Below are 16,662 nucleotides of genomic sequence, written 5' to 3'. Positions count from 1 at the left end.
CCCTTTTGCGCCTCCCGCAAGCCCCTGCCAGCGGACGTCGCGCGCACGAGGAAACCGCCCCCGCCCACGGTGACGTGGACGGGGGCGGTTCGGCCTTCCCGGTACCCGGATGGGCTAAGCGGGCCCGCCGGGCTTCCGGTGCATGCTCACCGCTTGCGCAGGTGGAAGGTGAGGCCGAGGGCCTCGTCGGTGAAGGCGGGCCCGTAGCCGTCCTCGGGGCCGCCGGAGGCGAAGTCCGTCGCGAGGACCTCGTCCGCGACGAGTCCCGCGTGCTCCTCCAGCGCCGAGACCAGCTCGGTGTCCGCGGCGGCCCAGCGCAGCGCGATGCGGTCGGCGACGTCCAGGCCGCTGTTCTTGCGCGCCTCCTGGACGAGCCGGATCACGTCACGGGCCAGTCCCGCCCGTCGCAGCTGCGGGGTGACCTCCAGGTCCAGCGCTACGGTCGCGCCGGAGTCGGAGGCGACCGACCAGCCCTCGCGCGGGGTCTCCGTGATGATCACTTCCTCGGCCGAGAGGGCGACCGGCTCGCCGTCCACCACGACGGTGGCCGTGCCGTCGCGCAGACCGAGCGAGAGCGCGGCCGCCTCGCACTCCGCGATGGCCTTGGCGACCGCCTGGACGCCCTTGCCGAAGCGCTTGCCCAGCGCGCGGAAGTTGGCCTTGGCCGTGGTGTCCACCAGGGAGCCGCCGACCTCGCTGAGGGACGCCAGGGAGACGACGTTCAGCTCCTCCGCGATCTGCGCCCGCAGTTCCCCGCCCAGCGACTCGAAGCCCGCCGCGGCCACGAGCGCCCGCGAGAGAGGCTGACGGGTCTTGACGCCGGATTCCGCCCGGGTGGCCCGGCCCAGCTCCACCAGACGCCGTACGAGGGCCATCTGCTCGGACAGGGCGGGGTCGACGAGCGCCTCGTCCACCGTCGGCCAGCTCGCCAGGTGCACGGACTCCGGTGCCCCCGGGGTGACCGGGACGACCAGGTCCTGCCAGACGCGCTCGGTGATGAACGGCACCAGGGGCGCCATCAGCCGGGTCACGGTCTCCACGACGTCGTGCAGCGTGCGCAGCGCCGCCGGGTCGCCCTGCCAGAAGCGGCGACGGGAGCGGCGGACGTACCAGTTGGACAGGTCGTCCACGAAGGAGGAGAGCAGCTTGCCGGCCCGCTGGGTGTCGTACGACTCGAGCGCGCCGGTGACATCCCGCACCAGGGTGCCGAGTTCGCCGAGCAGCCAGCGGTCGAGCAGCGGCCGGTCGGCGGGCGCCGGGTCGGCGCCGCCGGGGGCCCAGCCGGCGGTGCGGGCGTACAGCGCCTGGAAGGCGACGGTGTTCCAGTAGGTCAGCAGCGTCTTGCGGACGACCTCCTGGATCGTGCCGTGGCCGACCCGTCGCGCCGCCCAGGGCGAGCCGCCGGCCGCCATGAACCAGCGCACGGCGTCGGCGCCGTGCTGGTCCATGAGCGGGATGGGCTGCAGGATGTTGCCCAGGTGCTTGGACATCTTCCGGCCGTCCTCGGCGAGGATGTGGCCCAGGCAGACCACGTTCTCGTAGGCGTTCCGGTCGAAGACCAGGGTGCCGACCGCCATCAGCGTGTAGAACCAGCCGCGGGTCTGGTCGATCGCCTCGGAGATGAACTGCGCGGGGTATGCGCCCTCGAACACCTCCTTGTTGCGGTACGGGTAGCCCCACTGCGCGAACGGCATGGAGCCCGAGTCGTACCAGGCGTCGATGACCTCGGGCACGCGCTCGGAGGGGGCCGAGCACTGCGGGCAGGCGAAGGTGACGTCGTCGATGAAGGGCCGGTGCGGATCGAGGCCGGTCTGGTCGGCGCCGGTCAGTTCCGACAGCTCGGCCAGCGAGCCGACGCAGGTGAGGTGGCCCTCCGCGCAGCGCCAGATGGGCAGCGGGGTGCCCCAGTAGCGGTTCCGGGACAGCGCCCAGTCGATGTTGTTGTTCAGCCAGTCGCCGAAGCGGCCGTGCTTGACCGCCTCCGGGTACCAGTTGGTGCGCTCGTTCTCGCGCAGCAGCGCGTCCTTGACCGCGGTCGTGCGGATGTACCAGGACGGCTGCGCGTAGTAGAGCAGCGCGGTGTGGCAGCGCCAGCAGTGCGGGTAGCTGTGCTCGTACGGCAGGTGCCGGAAGAGCAGGCCGCGCTCCTGGAGGTCGGCCACCAGGGCCTCGTCGGCCTTCTTGAAGAACTGGCCGCCGACGAGCTCCAGTTCCTCCTCGAAGGTGCCGTCGGGGCGCACCGGGTTGACCACCGGCAGGCCGTAGGCGCGGCAGGTCCTGAGGTCGTCCTCACCGAACGCGGGCGACTGGTGGACCAGACCCGTTCCGTCCTCGGTCGTCACGTACTCGGCGTTGACGACGAAGTGGGCGCCCTCGATCTCCACGAGGCCGAAGGGCCGGTCGTACGTCCAGCGCTCCATCTCGCGGCCGGTGAAGGACTGCCCGGTGGCCTCCCAGCCCTCGCCGAGCGCCTTGCCGAGCAGCGGTTCGGCGACGACCAGCCGCTCCGTGCCGTCGGTCGCGACGACGTAGGTGACGTCGGGGTGGGCCGCGACAGCGGTGTTGGACACCAGCGTCCAGGGCGTGGTCGTCCACACCAGGAGCGCGGCGTCACCGGCCAGCGGACCGGACGTGAGCGGGAAGCGCACGAACACCGAGGGATCCACCACGGTCTCGTAGCCCTGGGCGAGTTCGTGGTCGGACAGGCCGGTGCCGCAGCGCGGGCACCAGGGCGCCACGCGGTGGTCCTGGACGAGCAGGCCCTTGTCGAAGATCTGCTTCAGCGACCACCAGACGGACTCGATGTACTCGGGGTCCATCGTGCGGTAGGCCTCGTCGAGGTCGACCCAGTAGCCCATACGGGTCGTCAACTCGGCGAAGGCGTCGGTGTGGCGGGTCACCGACTCCCGGCACTTGGCGTTGAACTCGGCGATGCCGTACGCCTCGATGTCCTTCTTGCCGGTGAAGCCGAGCTCCTTCTCGACGGCGAGCTCCACCGGGAGGCCGTGGCAGTCCCAGCCGGCCTTGCGGGTCACGTGGTGGCCCTGCATGGTCTTGAAGCGGGGGAAGACGTCCTTGAAGACGCGGGCCTCGATGTGGTGCGCGCCGGGCATGCCGTTGGCGGTCGGGGGGCCTTCGTAGAAGACCCATTCGGGCTTGCCCCGGGTCTGCTCCAGCGAACGGGCGAAGACCTTGTTGTCCTGCCAGAACGCGAGCACGTCGTGCTCCAGCGCGGGCAGGTCGACCTGGGCGGGGACCTGGCGGTACTGCGTCATCGGATTCTGCCTCCGGCGGACACGTCATTGGTGCGTGCGTATTCCGTCGGAGGGACGAGAGCCGGTTGCTGCGCCGGTCCCGCGGTACCACCCTCCTTGGCGGCGGGCGGCCCCTCGCGGGGTCGTTCCGCAGCCCCCTCATTGGGGTCGCGCTGCCGGTTCTACTCGCCCTCGCGGGCTTTCTTCCGGCGGCTCGGGGGTGATCTTCACGTCGCGCACACCCCCGGGCTTCCACCGCCCCCGGGTCGCTATGGGCTGCGTGCGGCGCTACTCGTCCCCTTCCACGCCTTTCGCTCCGCCCAGTGTACGGGGCCGGGGGGCGCCGTGTCGGCCGGGTTTTCCGCGGGGCGGGAGTGACCCGAATGGCCCGGTGCGCACCTCGTTACCGGTTGGTACCGGAATACCTGGCGGAGAGCTGGGCACAACGGATGCAGACCTGCCTCCCGGCCGGGCAAGGCGGGCGAATCCGGCGGCGTGCCCCGTTGCCGCGGGTCCGGAGCCGATTTATCGTTCCGGCACGATTCGCGAGCAAGATCACAATATGTGAAGGGGCCGCGACCATGGTGGGGAAGAAGACCACCGCCACGAAGAAGGCGACGGCGAAGAAGGCGACACCTGTGGGCGCTTCCGCGGACCGCGGGAAGGCCGCACCCGGGGTCGCCCCCGAACGCCCCGCCCTCTCCGCGCCCGCACGCGGGAAGGCCGCCGCGGCCGGGAAGGCGGCCAGGGCCGGGAAGTCCGGCACGGCGGCGTCCCCGGCATCCCGCACCAAGGCGCCGGCCGCTGTGCAGGCGCCCGCGAAGACCCCGGCGAAGAGCCGCGCGAAGCCACTGGCCACGACCGCCCCCACGACGGTTTCGCAGGGCGGCGGGAAAAAAGCGGCGTCCTCCGGAAAAGCGGAATCCGTCACAAAGGCGGCATCCTCGAAGGGGGCGTCCGTGAGGCCGCCCGCCAAGAAGGCGGCGGGTGCCGTGAAGCAGACCGCGGAAGGCACGCGGAAGACCGCGGCTCAGGCCGCAGGGAAGAGAGCTGCCGTGGCGGAGGCTGACAAGACCACGACGACGGCGCCCGCACGCACCAAGGGCCAGTCGGGCAAGGCCGGTACGGCGACGGGACGCGCGGCGCGCAAGACCGCGCCCCCGGCGAAGAAGACCGCCCCCGCGGCGGAGAAGGCGCCGGCGGCCAAGAAGGCCGCCCCGCCGAAGAAGACCGTGAAGGCGGGCCGGACGGCCGAGCCCGCCGAGGAGTCCGGGCCGGCGAACGCCGGCACGACCGCGAAGGCCACGAAAAAGGGAGCCAAGAAGGTGGTAGCGAAGAAGACCGCGGCCGGTACGGCCGCAACAGGGGGACCCGCCTCCGCGGTGCCCACGGCGCGCATCGCCCGGCCGACCGGCGTCGTGGCCCCGGGCGACCTGGCGGTCCGGCCCGACGAGGAGCCCTGGTCCGCCGAGGAGGTGGACGCGGCGCGCGCCGAGCTGCTGGCCGAGATGGGCCGGCTGCGGACGGAGATCACGACCTCGGAGGACGCCATCACCGGCCTGCTGCGCGACTCCGGTGACGGCGCGGGGGACGACCAGGCCGACACCGGCACCAAGAACATCACCCGCGAGCACGAGATGGCGCTCACCGCCAACGCCCGCGAGATGCTCGCCCAGACCGAGCACGCACTGGAACGGCTCGACTCCGGCACGTACGGGCTCTGCGAGTCCTGCGGCAAGCCCATCGGCAAGGCGCGCATGCAGGCCTTCCCCAGGGCCACGCTCTGCGTCGACTGCAAGCAGCGACAGGAGCGTCGCTACTGAGTTTTCGCGGGGGCCGCGCCCGGCCGCCCCCGCTGTTCGGACGTGTGTGCCGTAACCTCGTCAGCGTCAGGATCAGGCCTGGCCGGGACATCGGGGCTGAAGGACTCACATGGCGAAGGCACAGGAGACGGCGACGGACACGGCGGACGAGCCGACCGGCGGCACGGACGTGACCGTCCCCAAGGGACCGCGGCGCATCGCCGTGCTGCTCGGCGTGGCGGCGCTGGCGTACGCCCTGGACCTGCTCTCCAAGATCTGGGTGGTGACCCGCCTGGAGGGGCATGAGCCGATCGACGTGATCGGCTCCTACCTGCGCCTGGAAGCGGTCCGCAACGCGGGCGCGGCCTTCGGCTTCGGGCAGGGCATGACGATCGTGTTCACCGTGATCGCGGTCACGGTGATCGTCGTGATCGCCCGCATCGCGCGGAAGCTGCACAGCGTGCCGTGGGCGATCGCGCTCGGGCTGCTGCTCGGCGGCGCCTTCGGCAACCTCACCGACCGGGTGTTCCGGGCGCCGGGCTTTCTGCAGGGGCACGTGGTCGACTTCGTCGCGCCCGCCCACTTCGCGGTCTTCAACCTCGCCGACTCGGCGATCGTCTGCGGCGGCATCCTGATCGTCCTGCTGTCCTTCCGCGGCCTCGACCCGGACGGCACCGTCCACAAGGACTGACGCGGCCGCCCGGCCGCCGGGAGGGGCCGGAACGCGTGAGCGGGAAAGCACCCGTCACCCATCCGGCATACTCGACCAGGTGAGTATGTCTGCCGAAGTTCGGTCCCTCCCTGTTCCCGACGGTCTCGAAGGCGAACGTGTCGACGCCGCCATCGCCCGTATGTTCGGATTCTCCCGGACCAAGGCCGCCGAGCTGGCGGCGGCGGGGAAGGTGACGATCGACGGCAGCACCGCCGGGAAGTCCGACCGCGTCTCCGGCGGCGCCTGGCTGGAGGTCGAGCTGCCCGCCCCGCCGCGTCCCGTGGAGATCGTCGCGGAGCCGGTGCCGGGCATGCGCATCGTCCACGACGACGAGCACGTGGTCGTCATCGACAAGCCGGTCGGCGTGGCGGCGCACCCCAGCCCCGGCTGGACCGGCACCACCGTCATCGGCGGGCTGGCCGCGGCCGGCTACCGGATCTCCACCTCCGGCGCCGCCGAGCGCCAGGGCATCGTGCACCGGCTGGACGTCGGCACCTCCGGGCTCATGGCCGTGGCCAAGTCGGAGATCGCCTACAGCGACCTCAAGCAGCAGTTCCGCGAGCGCACCGTCGACAAGCGCTACCACGCCCTCGTCCAGGGCCACCCCGACCCGCTCAGCGGCACCATCGACGCGCCGATCGGCCGCCACCCCACCCACGACTACAAGTGGGCCGTCACCGCGGACGGCAAGCCCAGCGTCACGCACTACGACTTGGTCGAGGCGTTCCGCGCGGCCTCGCTGCTGGACATCAAGCTGGAGACCGGCCGCACCCACCAGATCCGCGTGCACATGGCCGCGCACCGCCACCCCTGTGTCGGTGACCTCACCTACGGCGCCGACCCGACGATCGCCAAACGGCTGGAGCTCGGGCGCCAGTGGCTGCACGCCGTGCGCCTGGGCTTCACGCACCCCGGGGACGGCCGCTGGGTCGAGTTCGAGAGCGACTACCCCGAGGACCTCCAGCACGCCCTCGACATCGTGCGGGGCGACAGTGCCTGAGGCGTACACGATCCGGGTGCCCGAGGGCCCCGACGACCTGAAGGCGTACTTCGCCGTACGGCACGAGGTCTTCGTGCTGGAGCAGAAGGTGCCCGCAGACCTGGAGTACGACGAGTTCGACGCGACCGCCGTCCATGTGGTGGCGATCGGTCCCGACGGCGCGCTGGGCGCCGGCCGGCTGCTCCCCGGCGCGGACGGCACCGGCGTCCTGGGCCGTCTCGCGGTGCTGTCGCGGGCCCGCGGGCTGGGCGTGGGAGCGGCACTGGTGCGGGCCGTGGAGGAGCAGGCCCGGCTGCTGGGGCTGCGCGTCGTCGAACTGCACGCGCAGGTCCACGCCCTCGGCTTCTACGAGCGCCTGGGCTACGAGCCCTTCGGCGAGGAGTACGAGGAGGCGGGCATCGCCCACCGTTCCATGAGGCGCGCGCTGTGACGCGCTGACCCGAGTGGGCTCCGCGGACATGTCACGCTAGGGGCGTGGATCAACTCGCGCTGTTCTTCGCCCTGATGCTCGCGGCCATCATCATGGTCCCGCTGGGCGACCGGCTGGGGCTGCCGTCGCCCGTTCTCATGACACTGCTCGGGGTCGTCCTGGCCCTGCTGCCGTTCGTGCCCAACGTGCAGATCAACCCGGCGCTCATCCTGCCGCTCGTGCTGCCGCCGCTGCTCTACGCCTCCGTGCAGCGCACCTCGTGGCGGCAGTTCGCCGCCAACAAGAGGGCGATCTTCCTGCTCGCCGTCGCCCTGGTGCTCATCACCACGGCGGCCGTGGGCGGCATCGCGAACGCCGTCCTCCCCGGGATCTCCCTGGCCGGCGCCGTCGCGCTCGGCGCGCTCGTCGCCCCTCCGGACCCCGTGGCGGCCACCGCCGTGGCCGGGCGGCTCGGCCTGCCCCGGCGCATGATCTCCACCCTGGAGGGCGAGGGGCTGTTCAACGACGTCACCGCGATCGTGGTCTACAACGTGGCCGTCGCCGCGGCCGTCACCGGCTCGTTCTCCTGGCCCGAGGCACTCGGCGAGCTGCTGCTGTCGGCGGTCGTCGCGGTCGTGGTCGGCTTCGCCCTGGGCTGGATGGCCTCCAAGCTGATGGGGGTCGTCGGCGACCCGACCCTCCAGATCGGGCTGTCGCTGCTGGTCCCCTTCGCGGCGTACGCCATCGCCGACGAGGCGCACGGCTCGGGCGTCCTCGCCGTGCTCACCACGGCGCTCTTCCTGGCCGAGCACGCCGTGGACGCCGACGACGTGACGGGGCGACTGGTCGGCGCCACCTTCTGGGAGGTCGTCGACACCCTGGTCACCGGCGTCGCCTTCGGCCTCATCGGCCTGGAGCTGCACAACGTCTTCGGAGTCGGGGCCGGCCGCTGGGGGACGATGGTCGGCCACGCGGCACTCGTCGTCGGCGCCGTGATCGTCGTCCGGCTCGCCTACCTGCTGCCCGCGGCATACGCCGCCAGGAAGCTGCACAAACGGCGCGACCTGGACGAGGACATCCCCATGAGCGGGCGGGAGACCGTCGTCATGTGGTGGTCCGGCATGCGCGGCGTGGCGTCCGTCGCGCTGGCCCTGGCCATCCCGCACACCATCGACAACGGCGACCCCTTCCCGGCCCGCGACGAGATCCTCTTCATCGCGTTCTCCGTCGTCCTGACCACCCTGGTCCTCCAGGGCCTCACCCTGCCGTGGGTCGTCAGACGGCTCGGGGTCAGCAGCGACACCCAGATCGAGCACGACATGGAGATGCTGCTCGCGCTGCGCGCCATGGCGGCGGCCAAGCAACGGCTGAAGGAGGTCGAGGCGACCGAGAGCTTCCCCGAGGAGGTCTCCGAACTCCTGCACCGCCGGGCCTTCGACGTCGGGGCGCGGATCTGCCCCGACATCGTCGACGACGACAAGCGCGACCGGCACACCGCGCGGGTGAGCCGCATCAGGACCCTCGAACGCGTCCAGCGGGACATGCTCTCCGCGGCCCGGCACGAGGTCCTCGCGGCGCGCAGCGAACCCGGCTACGACCCGGAGATCGTCGACCGGGTGCTGCGCCAGCTCGACGTCCGCAGCCTGCGGGTGTCCCGCTAGGGGCCGCGGGCGCCCCCGGGGGCCCGCTAGCGGGCCCCCGGCCCCGGCCCGATGTCGCTCGCGCCCGGCGTCGCCTGCTGCCGGTCCGGAGCGTCGGCGAGCCCCGGCGCCGGGGCCGTGTTGATGCGGGGCAGGGCGTACGGGTGCTCGCGGCGCAGCCACTCGATCATCTGCTCGCGCACCACGCAGCGCACCGTCCAGATGTCGTCCGCGTCCTTCGCCGTGGCCAGCGCCCGCACCTGGATCGTGGACGGGGTGGTGTCCGTCACCACCAGCCCCCAGGCGCGGCCGTCCCACTGCTCGCACTCCTTGAGGACCTGCAGCAGCCGTTCGCGCATCAGGTCCACCGGAGTGGTGTGGTCCAGGTGGAAGTAGACGGTGCCCGTCATCCGGGCGGTGCCGCGCGACCAGTTCTCGAACGGCTTGCTGGTGAAGTACGACACCGGCATGGTGATCCGCCGCTCGTCCCAGGTGCGGACCACGAGGTAGGTGAGGGTGATCTCCTCGACCGTCCCCCACTCGCCCTCCACCACCACGGCGTCGCCGATCCGCACCATGTCGCCGAAGGCGATCTGCAGCCCGGCGAACAGGTTCCCCAGCGTCGACTGGGCGGCGATACCGGCGACGATGCCGATCAGACCCGCGGAGGCCAGCATGGAGGCACCGAAGCCGCGCATCGCCGGGAACGTCAGCAGCATCGCCGCCACCGCGACGACACCCACCACCGCCGACACCACCCGCTGGATCAGCGACACCTGGGTGCGCACCCGGCGCACCCGCGCCGCGTCCTGCGCCCCGGAGGCGTACCGCGAGTACGAGGCCTCCACGACGGCCGCCGCCACCCGGACCACCAGCCAGGCGCAGGCCCCGATCAGTACCAGGGTCAGCACCTGGCCGATCGCCCGGGTGTGGCCGCGGGCGAGGTGCGCCTGCTCGTAGGAACCCCGCAGCAGCGAGCTGCAGATCACCAGTTGGAGCGGCAGCCGGGCGCGCCGCAGCAACTGCCACAGAGGGGTCTCGGGATGACGGGCGTCGGCGCGGCGCAGCGCGTGGTCGACGGCCCAGCCCACGGCCAGAGTCACGATGAGGGAGCCGCCCACCACGCCCAGCGGCCGTACGACGGAGTCCATGGTTTCGACGGTAACGGGCATGATGGAGCCCGTACCCCGATCGTGCGGCCCCTATGGGATGTGAATTGTGACCTCCGGCATGACCATCGTGCTCTTCCACTCGGCCTACGGGCTCCGCCCCGCCGTGCACGCCGCCGCCGACCGGCTGCGCGCAGCCGGGCACGAGGTGCACGTGCCCGACCTGTACGAGGGCCGCACCGCCGAAACCGTCGAAGAGGGCATGGCCATCAAGGACGAGATCGGCCGCGACGAGCTGCTGATGCGGGCCGTCACCGTCTCGGGACCGCTCTCCGAGCGCGGGCTGGTCTACGCGGGCTTCTCCCTCGGCGGCTCCATCGCGCAGAACCTCGCCCTCGCCGACGACAAGGCCCGCGGCCTCCTGCTGCTGCACGGCACCTCCGACATCGCCGACGACGCGGCCACCGACATGCCCGTCCAGCTGCACGTCGCCGAGCCGGACCCCTTCGAGCCCGACGACTGGCTGAACGCCTGGTACCTGCGCATGCGCAAGGCGGGCGCCGACGTGGAGGTCCACCGCTACCGCGGCGCGGGCCACCTGTTCACCGACCCCGGTCTCGACGACTACGACGCCGAGGCCGCCGAGCGTGCGTGGGCGATCGCCCTGGACTTCCTCGCCGACATCTCGGCGGACGCGGAGTGACCGGGGGCTGAGGGCTCGGGACGGGCAACTGCCCTGCTCGCACACGGCGTTGTCAGTGCCGGATGGGATCATCCGGCCATGGGTGTTCTCTACGGCTACTACTCCGCCGGTGACGACCGGGACGCGGTCCGCGCCGTGGTCCGTGCCGAGGTCCACGACGACGGCGCGGCCCTCGCCCCCGACTACGACCAGCTGGTGATCAAGGGTGTCGACCCGGTGCTCGAACTCCTCCCCGCCGAGGTGCTGATCACCGGCCGCGCCGCCGAGGACGTCCAGACCGACCCCCGCCGCGGCGCCCTCGTCGGCATGGCCGGGGACGGCCAGGTCGTCGCCGTCTCCCTCACCGACACCTTCCGCGACGCCCTCGCGGCCTTCGACCCCCGCCTCCTCGACGACGTCGCCGTCGGCTGGGCCCGCACCTCGCGCACCCCGGCCGTCTCCGGGTCCTCCCGCGGCGAGTTGGACCCCCACGCCCGCGGCCGCTTCCTCAAGGACCTGGCCGCCCTGGCCGGCCGCGCCTCGTCCGGCGGACGCCGCCTCTACTGCTGGATCTGCCCCTGACGCGCCGGGCGGCCCGGGCGGCCCGGGACCTGCGATGGGGCCACCAAGGGCTGACAGGGGGGAGAGCCGCTGTGGCCGGCGTTCTTCGGGACGTTTCTGGTCGTCGAGCTCCTGCGCCGCGGCGCCTCCCGCACGGAGAACGCCGACGGCCTCCTCATCGAACAGGCCCGCCGGGAGCAGGCCCACGGTGACCGCTTGTCGTACAACTCGCTCACGCCGCACAACATCCCCTACCCATGGGGGGACTCGCCCCGCGGCCAGGCGTGGCCACGCGTGACCGGGCCGGGGGCGAACGTAGAGTCGGCGCGTGCTGATGACTCGCGAGAAGACCCACTTCGTCCTGGGCCCCGTTCCGTTGCTCCTGCTGGCCGAGGCCCCGATCCACGACGGCCTGCCGGTGCTGCACGCGCCCGAGGGCCGCATGCCGTCGTGTCCCGAGTGGCGGATCATGCCGCGGCTCACCATGTCGGTGGTGGACGGCCCGGGAGACGCGGGATGCCTCGTGCAGGGCGCCCGGTCGCAGGAGGAGGCCGAGGACATGGCCCGGTGGTGCGGCGCCGTGGAACAGGCCGGCGGAGCCGTCGTCGTCTCCCTCGACTCCTTCGACGCACTGCCCGGGGAGATCGACTGGGACGAGCTGTTCACCGGTGGCCGGTCCCGGGGCGGATTCGTCGCCATGGCGTGAGGGCGCCGTGTCCCGGGCCCCGGCGCCCGGCGACTCGGCTCCCGTCGGGAACCCGCGGACGCCCGGGCGGACTACGGCATCGTCCGGGATGCCGAGGGGGATGTCGTCCCGTTCCCCGATGCAGGAGCAGGCGGGTCGGTTCACCGGCGTCGGCCCTGGCCCCGGTGTGGAACTCGCCGATGCGGTCGGTGGTGGAGAACTGGCCCCTCGCCGGGCCGTGTGCTCAGCGACCGGCCAGTCGGGGAAGCCGGGTTCGGTCGCGTCCGTCGCGTCCGTCGCGTCGGTCGCGTCGGTCGCGTCGGGCCCGACGGAAGACCGATGCGGCTGTGGGAGATCGTCCACGCGGCGACGGGCCCGGCCGCGAAGACCCCCTGCCGCAGGCCGAGCGCGTCCGCCGCCTCCTCGGGCCCGGCGTCCCGGACCGCGCGCCACGACGTCTCGCAGCCGATGCCCAGGTTCCCCGCCCCCCCCGCGCACGTTCTAAAGGTGCCGCATCCACAGATTGGTCTCGGCGTAGACGCCCTGGTCCCGCTCGCGATCGATCTCGACGGGATCGAGGGCGTCCGGAACGACATAGCGCCCGGTCTGGGGGAAGGCCATCGAGGTCCACTGCTCCCACTGCGCGACGGTCCCAGGGATGACCATGGAACGCGGGGCGGGGGCGAGAACGGTCGCCCCGAGGCGCTGGTGGGTGCGGATCCACGGATCGAGGTGCAGGCCGTCGTCACGCGTCCAGCGGGCGAAGTCCTCCATCGAGGTCAGGGGATACCTCGCCTTGAGGGCCGGCCGCACGGGAGCGATCACGCGTCGCAGCCCGGCTTCGACAGCGCGTCGGCGCAGCGCGGTGAGTGCCTCCCCGGCCAGCCCGCGGCCCGAGTGGCCGGGCAGCACGGTGGCGGCCATGATGCACAGGGTGTCGGGCGCGACGGACGCCTCGTCCTCCGTCACCGCCTGCTCCAGGGCGCCGTCGTAGCCGGACGGCAGCGTGTCCACGTTCCCGTCCCAGCGCAGGGCCACGCCCGCGGCGTTGGCGACCACCTTGCCGTCCTGCACCAGCAGCACGTCGAAACGGGGAAAGCAGGTCGTCGCACGACGCCGGTAGTTCTTCGAGAACGGGTCGTGCAGGACAAAAGTCGGCCAAACGTCGCGGAGCGCGGCCTTGGCCTGCTGATACAGGTCGGGTCGCTCACTGGTCGTCATGATCTCTGTCGTGGGCACCCGTGGATCCTAGAGCGACGGGTCGGGACGGGCGGGGAGTTGGGGCTCTCCGAGTGCGACGCTCCCGGGGACGCCGTGGACGCGGTCGCCGATGTACCGTGCCCACGTGATCGTCTGTCCGCTCCGGCACGTCGGCCATCAGAACGAGGCCGGCCCCGACGGCGCCACGGTGCACGTCGACGAGAGCGGCAGCCTCCACGTCGACGAGCAGGACGGCGATGACGTGAAGCTCCTGGGCATCTACCCGACCGAGCAGAGAGCCGAGGAGCGCGTCCGTCGCGCGCACGTCCTGCCGGGGTTCCGCGGAGAACCTGAATGCTCCCTGATCGTCCCGTATCTCCTCGACGAGGACACGCGGACGGAGGGCTTCGTCCGCATCCCCCGCGGCGAGTAGTCGCGGCGGAACGAGCACATGGCCGGGCTCAGCTCCCACCGGCCGGGTGGCGGGCCGCGTCGCGCGCCTGCGTGATGCGGGTCTGCACTCCCATGACCACGTCGTGGAGGCGCCCCGGCCGGACGAGTTCGCGCGCCATCCACGCGTCGAGGCGAGGACGCAGATACCGGACCGCCCAAGCACCGTGGCGCCGCAGGACCGAGCGGCTGATCGAGATCTCCTCCTGGATCTCCCGACGCAGGTCGTCGGTCCAGCCCTGTTCGCGGTCGGCAGGGTCCAGCGGGGCTTTGAGGACGCTCACGGCCTCGGCGAGAAATTCCGGAAGATCCATCGGATGACGCCGGTCAGCCGGCGGCGAGGATCTCGGGGAGGCTCACCGCGGGGCAGCCGAGCAGCGCTGTCAGCGCGCGCTGCTGACGGCCGCTCAAAGCGGCCACGAAGACCGCCGCATCGGCGTCCGCCCGCTCGCAGGCCTCGGCCACCTCGAGGACCTTCCCGTGGCTCAGCAGGGTCCGCGAGGAAAAGGGCAGAGCCATCTTCTGCACCCCGCCGTCCGAGACCCCTCGTCGTTGCACGATCTGCCCGACGACCCGAGCGCCGCGAACCGCCAGTCCGGTGGCCGCCGAGTTCATGAGCGTGACGAAGTCCTTCTCCTTCGCGGAGAAGTAGCCGACCACCACGACATCGGCCCCCATGACCGTGAGCCGCGAGGCCTGTCGCCGGATCGGCTCCGGTCGCGCGCGGCGCGCCGGGCGGCGGTCGCGTCGTGGGGGCTGATGCATGCGGCACAGGCTAGAGGTCCGGCCGTCCGCGGCGACACGTGATTTCCCCGCGGGCGGGCGCAGAGAGGAGGCGGACGCAGGGTACGAGAGTGCCGCACCGGGGAGGCCGGCATTCACGCGCGCGTGTCGACGCCGAGTTCGGTGAGCAGGCCCTTGATGCGCTGTTCGATCTGGTCGCGGATGGGGCGGACGGCGTCGACGCCCTGGCCGGCGGGGTCGTCGAGCGTCCAGTCGAGGTAGCGCTTGCCGGGGAAGACGGGGCAAGTGTCGCCGCAGCCCATGGTGACCACCACGTCGGAGGCCTGCACGGCTTCGGTGGTGAGCACCTTGGGCACTTCGGCGGAGATGTCGATGCCGGCCTCCTTCATGGCGTCGACCACCGCGGGGTTGACCGTGTCGGCGGGGGCGGAGCCGGCCGAGCGGACCTCGACGCGGTCGCCGGCCAGGTGGGTGAGGAAGGCGGCGGCCATCTGGGAGCGGCCGGCGTTGTGCACGCAGACGAACAGCACGGACGGGACGGCGGGAGTACTCACAAGTCTTCCTTGTTCAGTGGCTGGTGGTGAGGAGTTCGGGTTCGCCAGGGGACGCGGCGGCCGCCGCGGGTGCGGCCCGGGCGGAGGGGCCGAAGAGGACGGCGGCCAGCGCGAGGCCGATGGCGGCGCCCGCCAACTGGGCGGCGATGAAAGGCGTCACGGAGGTGGGGGCGATGCCGGCGAAGGTGTCGGAGAAGGCGCGGCCGATCGTCACGGCGGGATTGGCGAAGCTGGTGGAGGAGGTGAACCAGTAGGCCGCGCCGATGTAGCAGGCGACCGCGGCCGGGCCGACGCGCTGCTGCCCGGTACGGCCGAGACCGAGGACGAGCAGGACCAGACCCGCGGTCGCCACGACCTCGCCCAGCCACAGGTGCCCGGCGGACCGGTCATGGGTGGAGAAGCGCACCAGGGGTTCGGCGAACATCGCGTTCGCCAGCATGGACCCGCCGATGGCGCCGGCGGTCTGGGCGGACAGGTAGGCCGCGACATCGCGCGGGGCCGGTCCGTCGTCGGTGGCGCGGCCGGTCCACCAGGCGACGAGGGTGACCACCGGGTTGAAGTGCGCGCCGGAGACCGGACCCAGCAGCGCGACGAGCGCACCCAGGCCGAACACGGTGGCCAGCGAGTTGGCGAGCAGCTGCACGCCCACGTCGCGGGAGAGTTCGGTGGCCTGGATGCCGGAGCCCACCACGACCGCGACGAGAGCGGCCGTGCCGATGAACTCCCCGGCGGCACGGCGACCGAGTGGAGAACCTGAGTTCATCAGCAGGCCCCGGCCCCGGCCCCGGCCCCGGCCCCGGCCCCGGCCCCGGCCCCGGCCCCGGCCCCGGCCCCGGCCCCGGCCCCGGCCCCGGCCGACTCGGCCGGGGTCCGCAGGAGCGAGGACAGGCGTGCGAGCGCGACGGGCAGCACCCAGTAGTAGACCCAGGTCCCACGCCGCTCCGAGCCCACGAGGCCTGCTTCCCGCAGCACCTTCAAGTGGTGCGAGATGGTCGGTTGGGACACGTCGAAGGGCCCGGTCAGGTCGCATACGCAGGCTTCGCCGCCCTCGTAGGAGGCGATCAGCGACAGCAGCCGCAGCCGCACCGGATCCGCCAGCGCCTTGAACATGCGCGCCAGATCGACGGCGTCCGCCTCGCCGAGCGGTTCCCGGACCATCGGCGAGCAGCACGCCGCTTGATCGTCCTGACCCAGCACGGTCAGCTCTGATTTCGACATGTGTCTATGTTGACGCTTGTCGAATCAGGTGGCAACCTCGGATCCGTCGAGCTGTATCGACAACTGTCGATACAGAACCTGATGAGGGAGATCGCCATGTCCCGTGTTCAGCTCGCCCTGCGCGTCCCCGACCTCGAGGGCTCCATCGCCTTCTACTCCCGGCTCTTCGGCGCCGAGCCCGCCAAACTCCGCCCCGGCTACGCCAACTTCGCCATCACCGAGCCCCCGCTCAAGCTCGTCCTGATCGAGGGCGGGGACGGCCGGGACACCCGGCTGGACCACCTCGGCGTCGAGGTCGAGTCCACCGGACAGGTTGCCGCGGCCACCGGCCGACTCCAGGAAGCGGGTCTGGCGACCTTCGAGGAGAACGACACCTCCTGCTGCTACGCCCTCCAGGACAAGGTCTGGGTCACCGGCCCCGGTAAGGAGCCCTGGGAGGTCTACGTCGTCAAGGCCGACGCCGACACCGCGCCGCCCGCTTGCTGCGGCGTCGACGAGCAGTCCGAGCCGGCGGCCGCCGCGTGCTCGTGCGGCAGCCGGCGCGACCGCCAGGACGCGCGGTAGGCGTCATCACCGTGTACGGGACGGGGATGCCCGTCGCCGGATGCGACCTCGGGTGCCGAAAATTAGGCTGGTGGGGGG

19 protein-coding genes are annotated in these 16,662 nt (G+C 72.1%); 10 read left to right on the top strand and 9 right to left on the bottom strand.

The window, feature by feature from the left end:
- Positions 1 to 146: 146 nt before the first annotated feature.
- Both ileS and ACIP98_RS09535 read right to left on the bottom strand, forming a co-directional pair.
- On the bottom strand, positions 147 to 3,275 hold the full coding sequence (ileS, locus tag ACIP98_RS09540) for an isoleucine--tRNA ligase (protein WP_401974710.1): 3,129 nt from the start codon (positions 3,273 to 3,275) through the stop codon (positions 147 to 149).
- Between the two features lie 382 nt (positions 3,276 to 3,657).
- Positions 3,658 to 4,269 (bottom strand): hypothetical protein, encoded by a 612-nt coding sequence (locus ACIP98_RS09535; RefSeq protein WP_401974707.1) that lies wholly within the window; start codon positions 4,267 to 4,269, stop codon positions 3,658 to 3,660.
- A 40-nt stretch (positions 4,270 to 4,309) separates the two neighbouring features.
- On the opposite strand from ACIP98_RS09535, the gene ACIP98_RS09530 reads away from it, so the two are divergent.
- The 5 genes from ACIP98_RS09530 (at position 4,310) to ACIP98_RS09510 (ending at position 8,838) form a co-directional block, all read left to right on the top strand.
- Complete coding sequence (locus tag ACIP98_RS09530; protein ID WP_319661052.1) at positions 4,310 to 5,077, top strand: TraR/DksA family transcriptional regulator; 768 nt, start codon at positions 4,310 to 4,312, stop codon at positions 5,075 to 5,077.
- Positions 5,078 to 5,186: 109 nt separating this feature from the next.
- Complete coding sequence (lspA, locus tag ACIP98_RS09525) at positions 5,187 to 5,747, top strand: signal peptidase II (RefSeq protein ID WP_319661053.1); 561 nt, start codon at positions 5,187 to 5,189, stop codon at positions 5,745 to 5,747.
- 85 nt (positions 5,748 to 5,832) lie between these two features.
- A complete protein-coding gene (locus tag ACIP98_RS09520; protein ID WP_401974705.1) occupies positions 5,833 to 6,768 on the top strand; it encodes an RluA family pseudouridine synthase in 936 nt (311 codons plus the stop codon).
- Positions 6,761 to 7,198, top strand: a complete 438-nt coding sequence (locus tag ACIP98_RS09515; RefSeq protein WP_319661056.1) for a GNAT family N-acetyltransferase — start codon at positions 6,761 to 6,763, stop codon at positions 7,196 to 7,198. Before ACIP98_RS09520 ends, ACIP98_RS09515 begins: the two co-directional genes overlap by 8 nt.
- Positions 7,199 to 7,242: 44 nt before the next feature.
- Positions 7,243 to 8,838, top strand: a complete 1,596-nt coding sequence (locus ACIP98_RS09510) for a Na+/H+ antiporter (RefSeq protein ID WP_319661057.1) — start codon at positions 7,243 to 7,245, stop codon at positions 8,836 to 8,838.
- Positions 8,839 to 8,864: 26 nt separating this feature from the next.
- Here the strand turns inward: ACIP98_RS09510 and ACIP98_RS09505 are convergent, their stop codons facing one another.
- Positions 8,865 to 9,968, bottom strand: a complete 1,104-nt coding sequence (locus ACIP98_RS09505) for a mechanosensitive ion channel domain-containing protein (RefSeq protein WP_319661058.1) — start codon at positions 9,966 to 9,968, stop codon at positions 8,865 to 8,867.
- Between the two features lie 79 nt (positions 9,969 to 10,047).
- On the opposite strand from ACIP98_RS09505, the gene ACIP98_RS09500 reads away from it, so the two are divergent.
- The 3 genes from ACIP98_RS09500 to ACIP98_RS09490 all read left to right on the top strand — a co-directional run bounded on the left by ACIP98_RS09500 (position 10,048) and on the right by ACIP98_RS09490 (position 11,875).
- Positions 10,048 to 10,629: a dienelactone hydrolase family protein gene (locus tag ACIP98_RS09500; RefSeq protein ID WP_401974701.1), complete on the top strand. Its 582-nt coding sequence runs from the start codon at positions 10,048 to 10,050 to the stop codon at positions 10,627 to 10,629.
- 78 nt (positions 10,630 to 10,707) lie between these two features.
- Positions 10,708 to 11,190 carry a hypothetical protein gene (locus tag ACIP98_RS09495; protein ID WP_319661060.1) on the top strand — a complete coding sequence of 161 codons (483 nt, stop codon included), beginning with the start codon at positions 10,708 to 10,710 and terminating at the stop codon, positions 11,188 to 11,190.
- Positions 11,191 to 11,503: 313 nt separating this feature from the next.
- Positions 11,504 to 11,875, top strand: a complete 372-nt coding sequence (locus ACIP98_RS09490; RefSeq protein ID WP_319661310.1) for a hypothetical protein — start codon at positions 11,504 to 11,506, stop codon at positions 11,873 to 11,875.
- A 480-nt stretch (positions 11,876 to 12,355) separates the two neighbouring features.
- Here the strand turns inward: ACIP98_RS09490 and ACIP98_RS09485 are convergent, their stop codons facing one another.
- Entirely contained in the window at positions 12,356 to 13,093 is a 738-nt protein-coding gene (locus ACIP98_RS09485; protein ID WP_319661061.1) for a hypothetical protein, read from the bottom strand.
- Positions 13,094 to 13,199: 106 nt separating this feature from the next.
- On the opposite strand from ACIP98_RS09485, the gene ACIP98_RS09480 reads away from it, so the two are divergent.
- Positions 13,200 to 13,487 carry a hypothetical protein gene (locus ACIP98_RS09480; RefSeq protein ID WP_401974698.1) on the top strand — a complete coding sequence of 96 codons (288 nt, stop codon included), beginning with the start codon at positions 13,200 to 13,202 and terminating at the stop codon, positions 13,485 to 13,487.
- A 28-nt stretch (positions 13,488 to 13,515) separates the two neighbouring features.
- Here ACIP98_RS09480 and ACIP98_RS09475 read toward each other — a convergent pair whose 3' ends face one another.
- From ACIP98_RS09475 to ACIP98_RS09455, 5 genes are all read right to left on the bottom strand, one after another.
- Positions 13,516 to 13,818, bottom strand: coding sequence for a hypothetical protein (locus tag ACIP98_RS09475; protein WP_319661063.1), 303 nt, complete (start codon positions 13,816 to 13,818; stop codon positions 13,516 to 13,518).
- A 13-nt stretch (positions 13,819 to 13,831) separates the two neighbouring features.
- A complete protein-coding gene (locus ACIP98_RS09470) occupies positions 13,832 to 14,269 on the bottom strand; it encodes a hypothetical protein (RefSeq protein ID WP_401974694.1) in 438 nt (145 codons plus the stop codon).
- Between the two features lie 113 nt (positions 14,270 to 14,382).
- Positions 14,383 to 14,802, bottom strand: a complete 420-nt coding sequence (locus ACIP98_RS09465; RefSeq protein ID WP_319661065.1) for an arsenate reductase ArsC — start codon at positions 14,800 to 14,802, stop codon at positions 14,383 to 14,385.
- A gap of 13 nt (positions 14,803 to 14,815) precedes the next feature.
- The gene (locus tag ACIP98_RS09460; RefSeq protein WP_319661066.1) at positions 14,816 to 15,565 is read right to left on the bottom strand and encodes an aquaporin; all 750 of its coding nucleotides are present in this window, start codon (positions 15,563 to 15,565) and stop codon (positions 14,816 to 14,818) included.
- Complete coding sequence (locus ACIP98_RS09455) at positions 15,565 to 16,020, bottom strand: ArsR/SmtB family transcription factor (protein ID WP_401974691.1); 456 nt, start codon at positions 16,018 to 16,020, stop codon at positions 15,565 to 15,567. Before ACIP98_RS09455 ends, ACIP98_RS09460 begins: the two co-directional genes overlap by 1 nt.
- A 96-nt stretch (positions 16,021 to 16,116) precedes the next feature.
- Between ACIP98_RS09455 and ACIP98_RS09450 the strand changes: the two genes are divergently transcribed.
- Positions 16,117 to 16,584 carry an ArsI/CadI family heavy metal resistance metalloenzyme gene (locus ACIP98_RS09450; RefSeq protein ID WP_401974689.1) on the top strand — a complete coding sequence of 156 codons (468 nt, stop codon included), beginning with the start codon at positions 16,117 to 16,119 and terminating at the stop codon, positions 16,582 to 16,584.
- The last annotated feature ends 78 nt before the right edge of the window (positions 16,585 to 16,662 follow it).

Source organism: Streptomyces sp. NPDC088354, assembly GCF_044753585.1.
Lineage (GTDB): Bacteria > Actinomycetota > Actinomycetes > Streptomycetales > Streptomycetaceae > Actinacidiphila.
Note: the sequence above shows the minus strand (reverse complement) of the source record. Positions and strands in the feature narration are given on the sequence as shown.

Excerpts from the sequence above, each read along its gene's own strand:
- ACIP98_RS09470 (WP_401974694.1), bottom strand. The coding sequence starts at position 14,269 with ATGCATCAGCCCCCACGACGCGACCGCCGCCCGGCGCGCCGCGCGCGA.
- lspA (WP_319661053.1), top strand. The coding sequence starts at position 5,187 with ATGGCGAAGGCACAGGAGACGGCGACGGACACGGCGGACGAGCCGACC.
- ACIP98_RS09505 (WP_319661058.1), bottom strand. The coding sequence starts at position 9,968 with ATGGACTCCGTCGTACGGCCGCTGGGCGTGGTGGGCGGCTCCCTCATC.
- ACIP98_RS09520 (WP_401974705.1), top strand. The coding sequence starts at position 5,833 with ATGTCTGCCGAAGTTCGGTCCCTCCCTGTTCCCGACGGTCTCGAAGGC.
- ACIP98_RS09460 (WP_319661066.1), bottom strand. The coding sequence starts at position 15,565 with ATGAACTCAGGTTCTCCACTCGGTCGCCGTGCCGCCGGGGAGTTCATC.
- ACIP98_RS09495 (WP_319661060.1), top strand. The coding sequence starts at position 10,708 with ATGGGTGTTCTCTACGGCTACTACTCCGCCGGTGACGACCGGGACGCG.
- ACIP98_RS09450 (WP_401974689.1), top strand. The coding sequence starts at position 16,117 with ATGTCCCGTGTTCAGCTCGCCCTGCGCGTCCCCGACCTCGAGGGCTCC.
- ACIP98_RS09455 (WP_401974691.1), bottom strand. The coding sequence starts at position 16,020 with ATGTCGAAATCAGAGCTGACCGTGCTGGGTCAGGACGATCAAGCGGCG.
- ACIP98_RS09500 (WP_401974701.1), top strand. The coding sequence starts at position 10,048 with ATGACCATCGTGCTCTTCCACTCGGCCTACGGGCTCCGCCCCGCCGTG.
- ileS (WP_401974710.1), bottom strand. The coding sequence starts at position 3,275 with ATGACGCAGTACCGCCAGGTCCCCGCCCAGGTCGACCTGCCCGCGCTG.
- ACIP98_RS09475 (WP_319661063.1), bottom strand. The coding sequence starts at position 13,818 with ATGGATCTTCCGGAATTTCTCGCCGAGGCCGTGAGCGTCCTCAAAGCC.
- ACIP98_RS09490 (WP_319661310.1), top strand. The coding sequence starts at position 11,504 with ATGACTCGCGAGAAGACCCACTTCGTCCTGGGCCCCGTTCCGTTGCTC.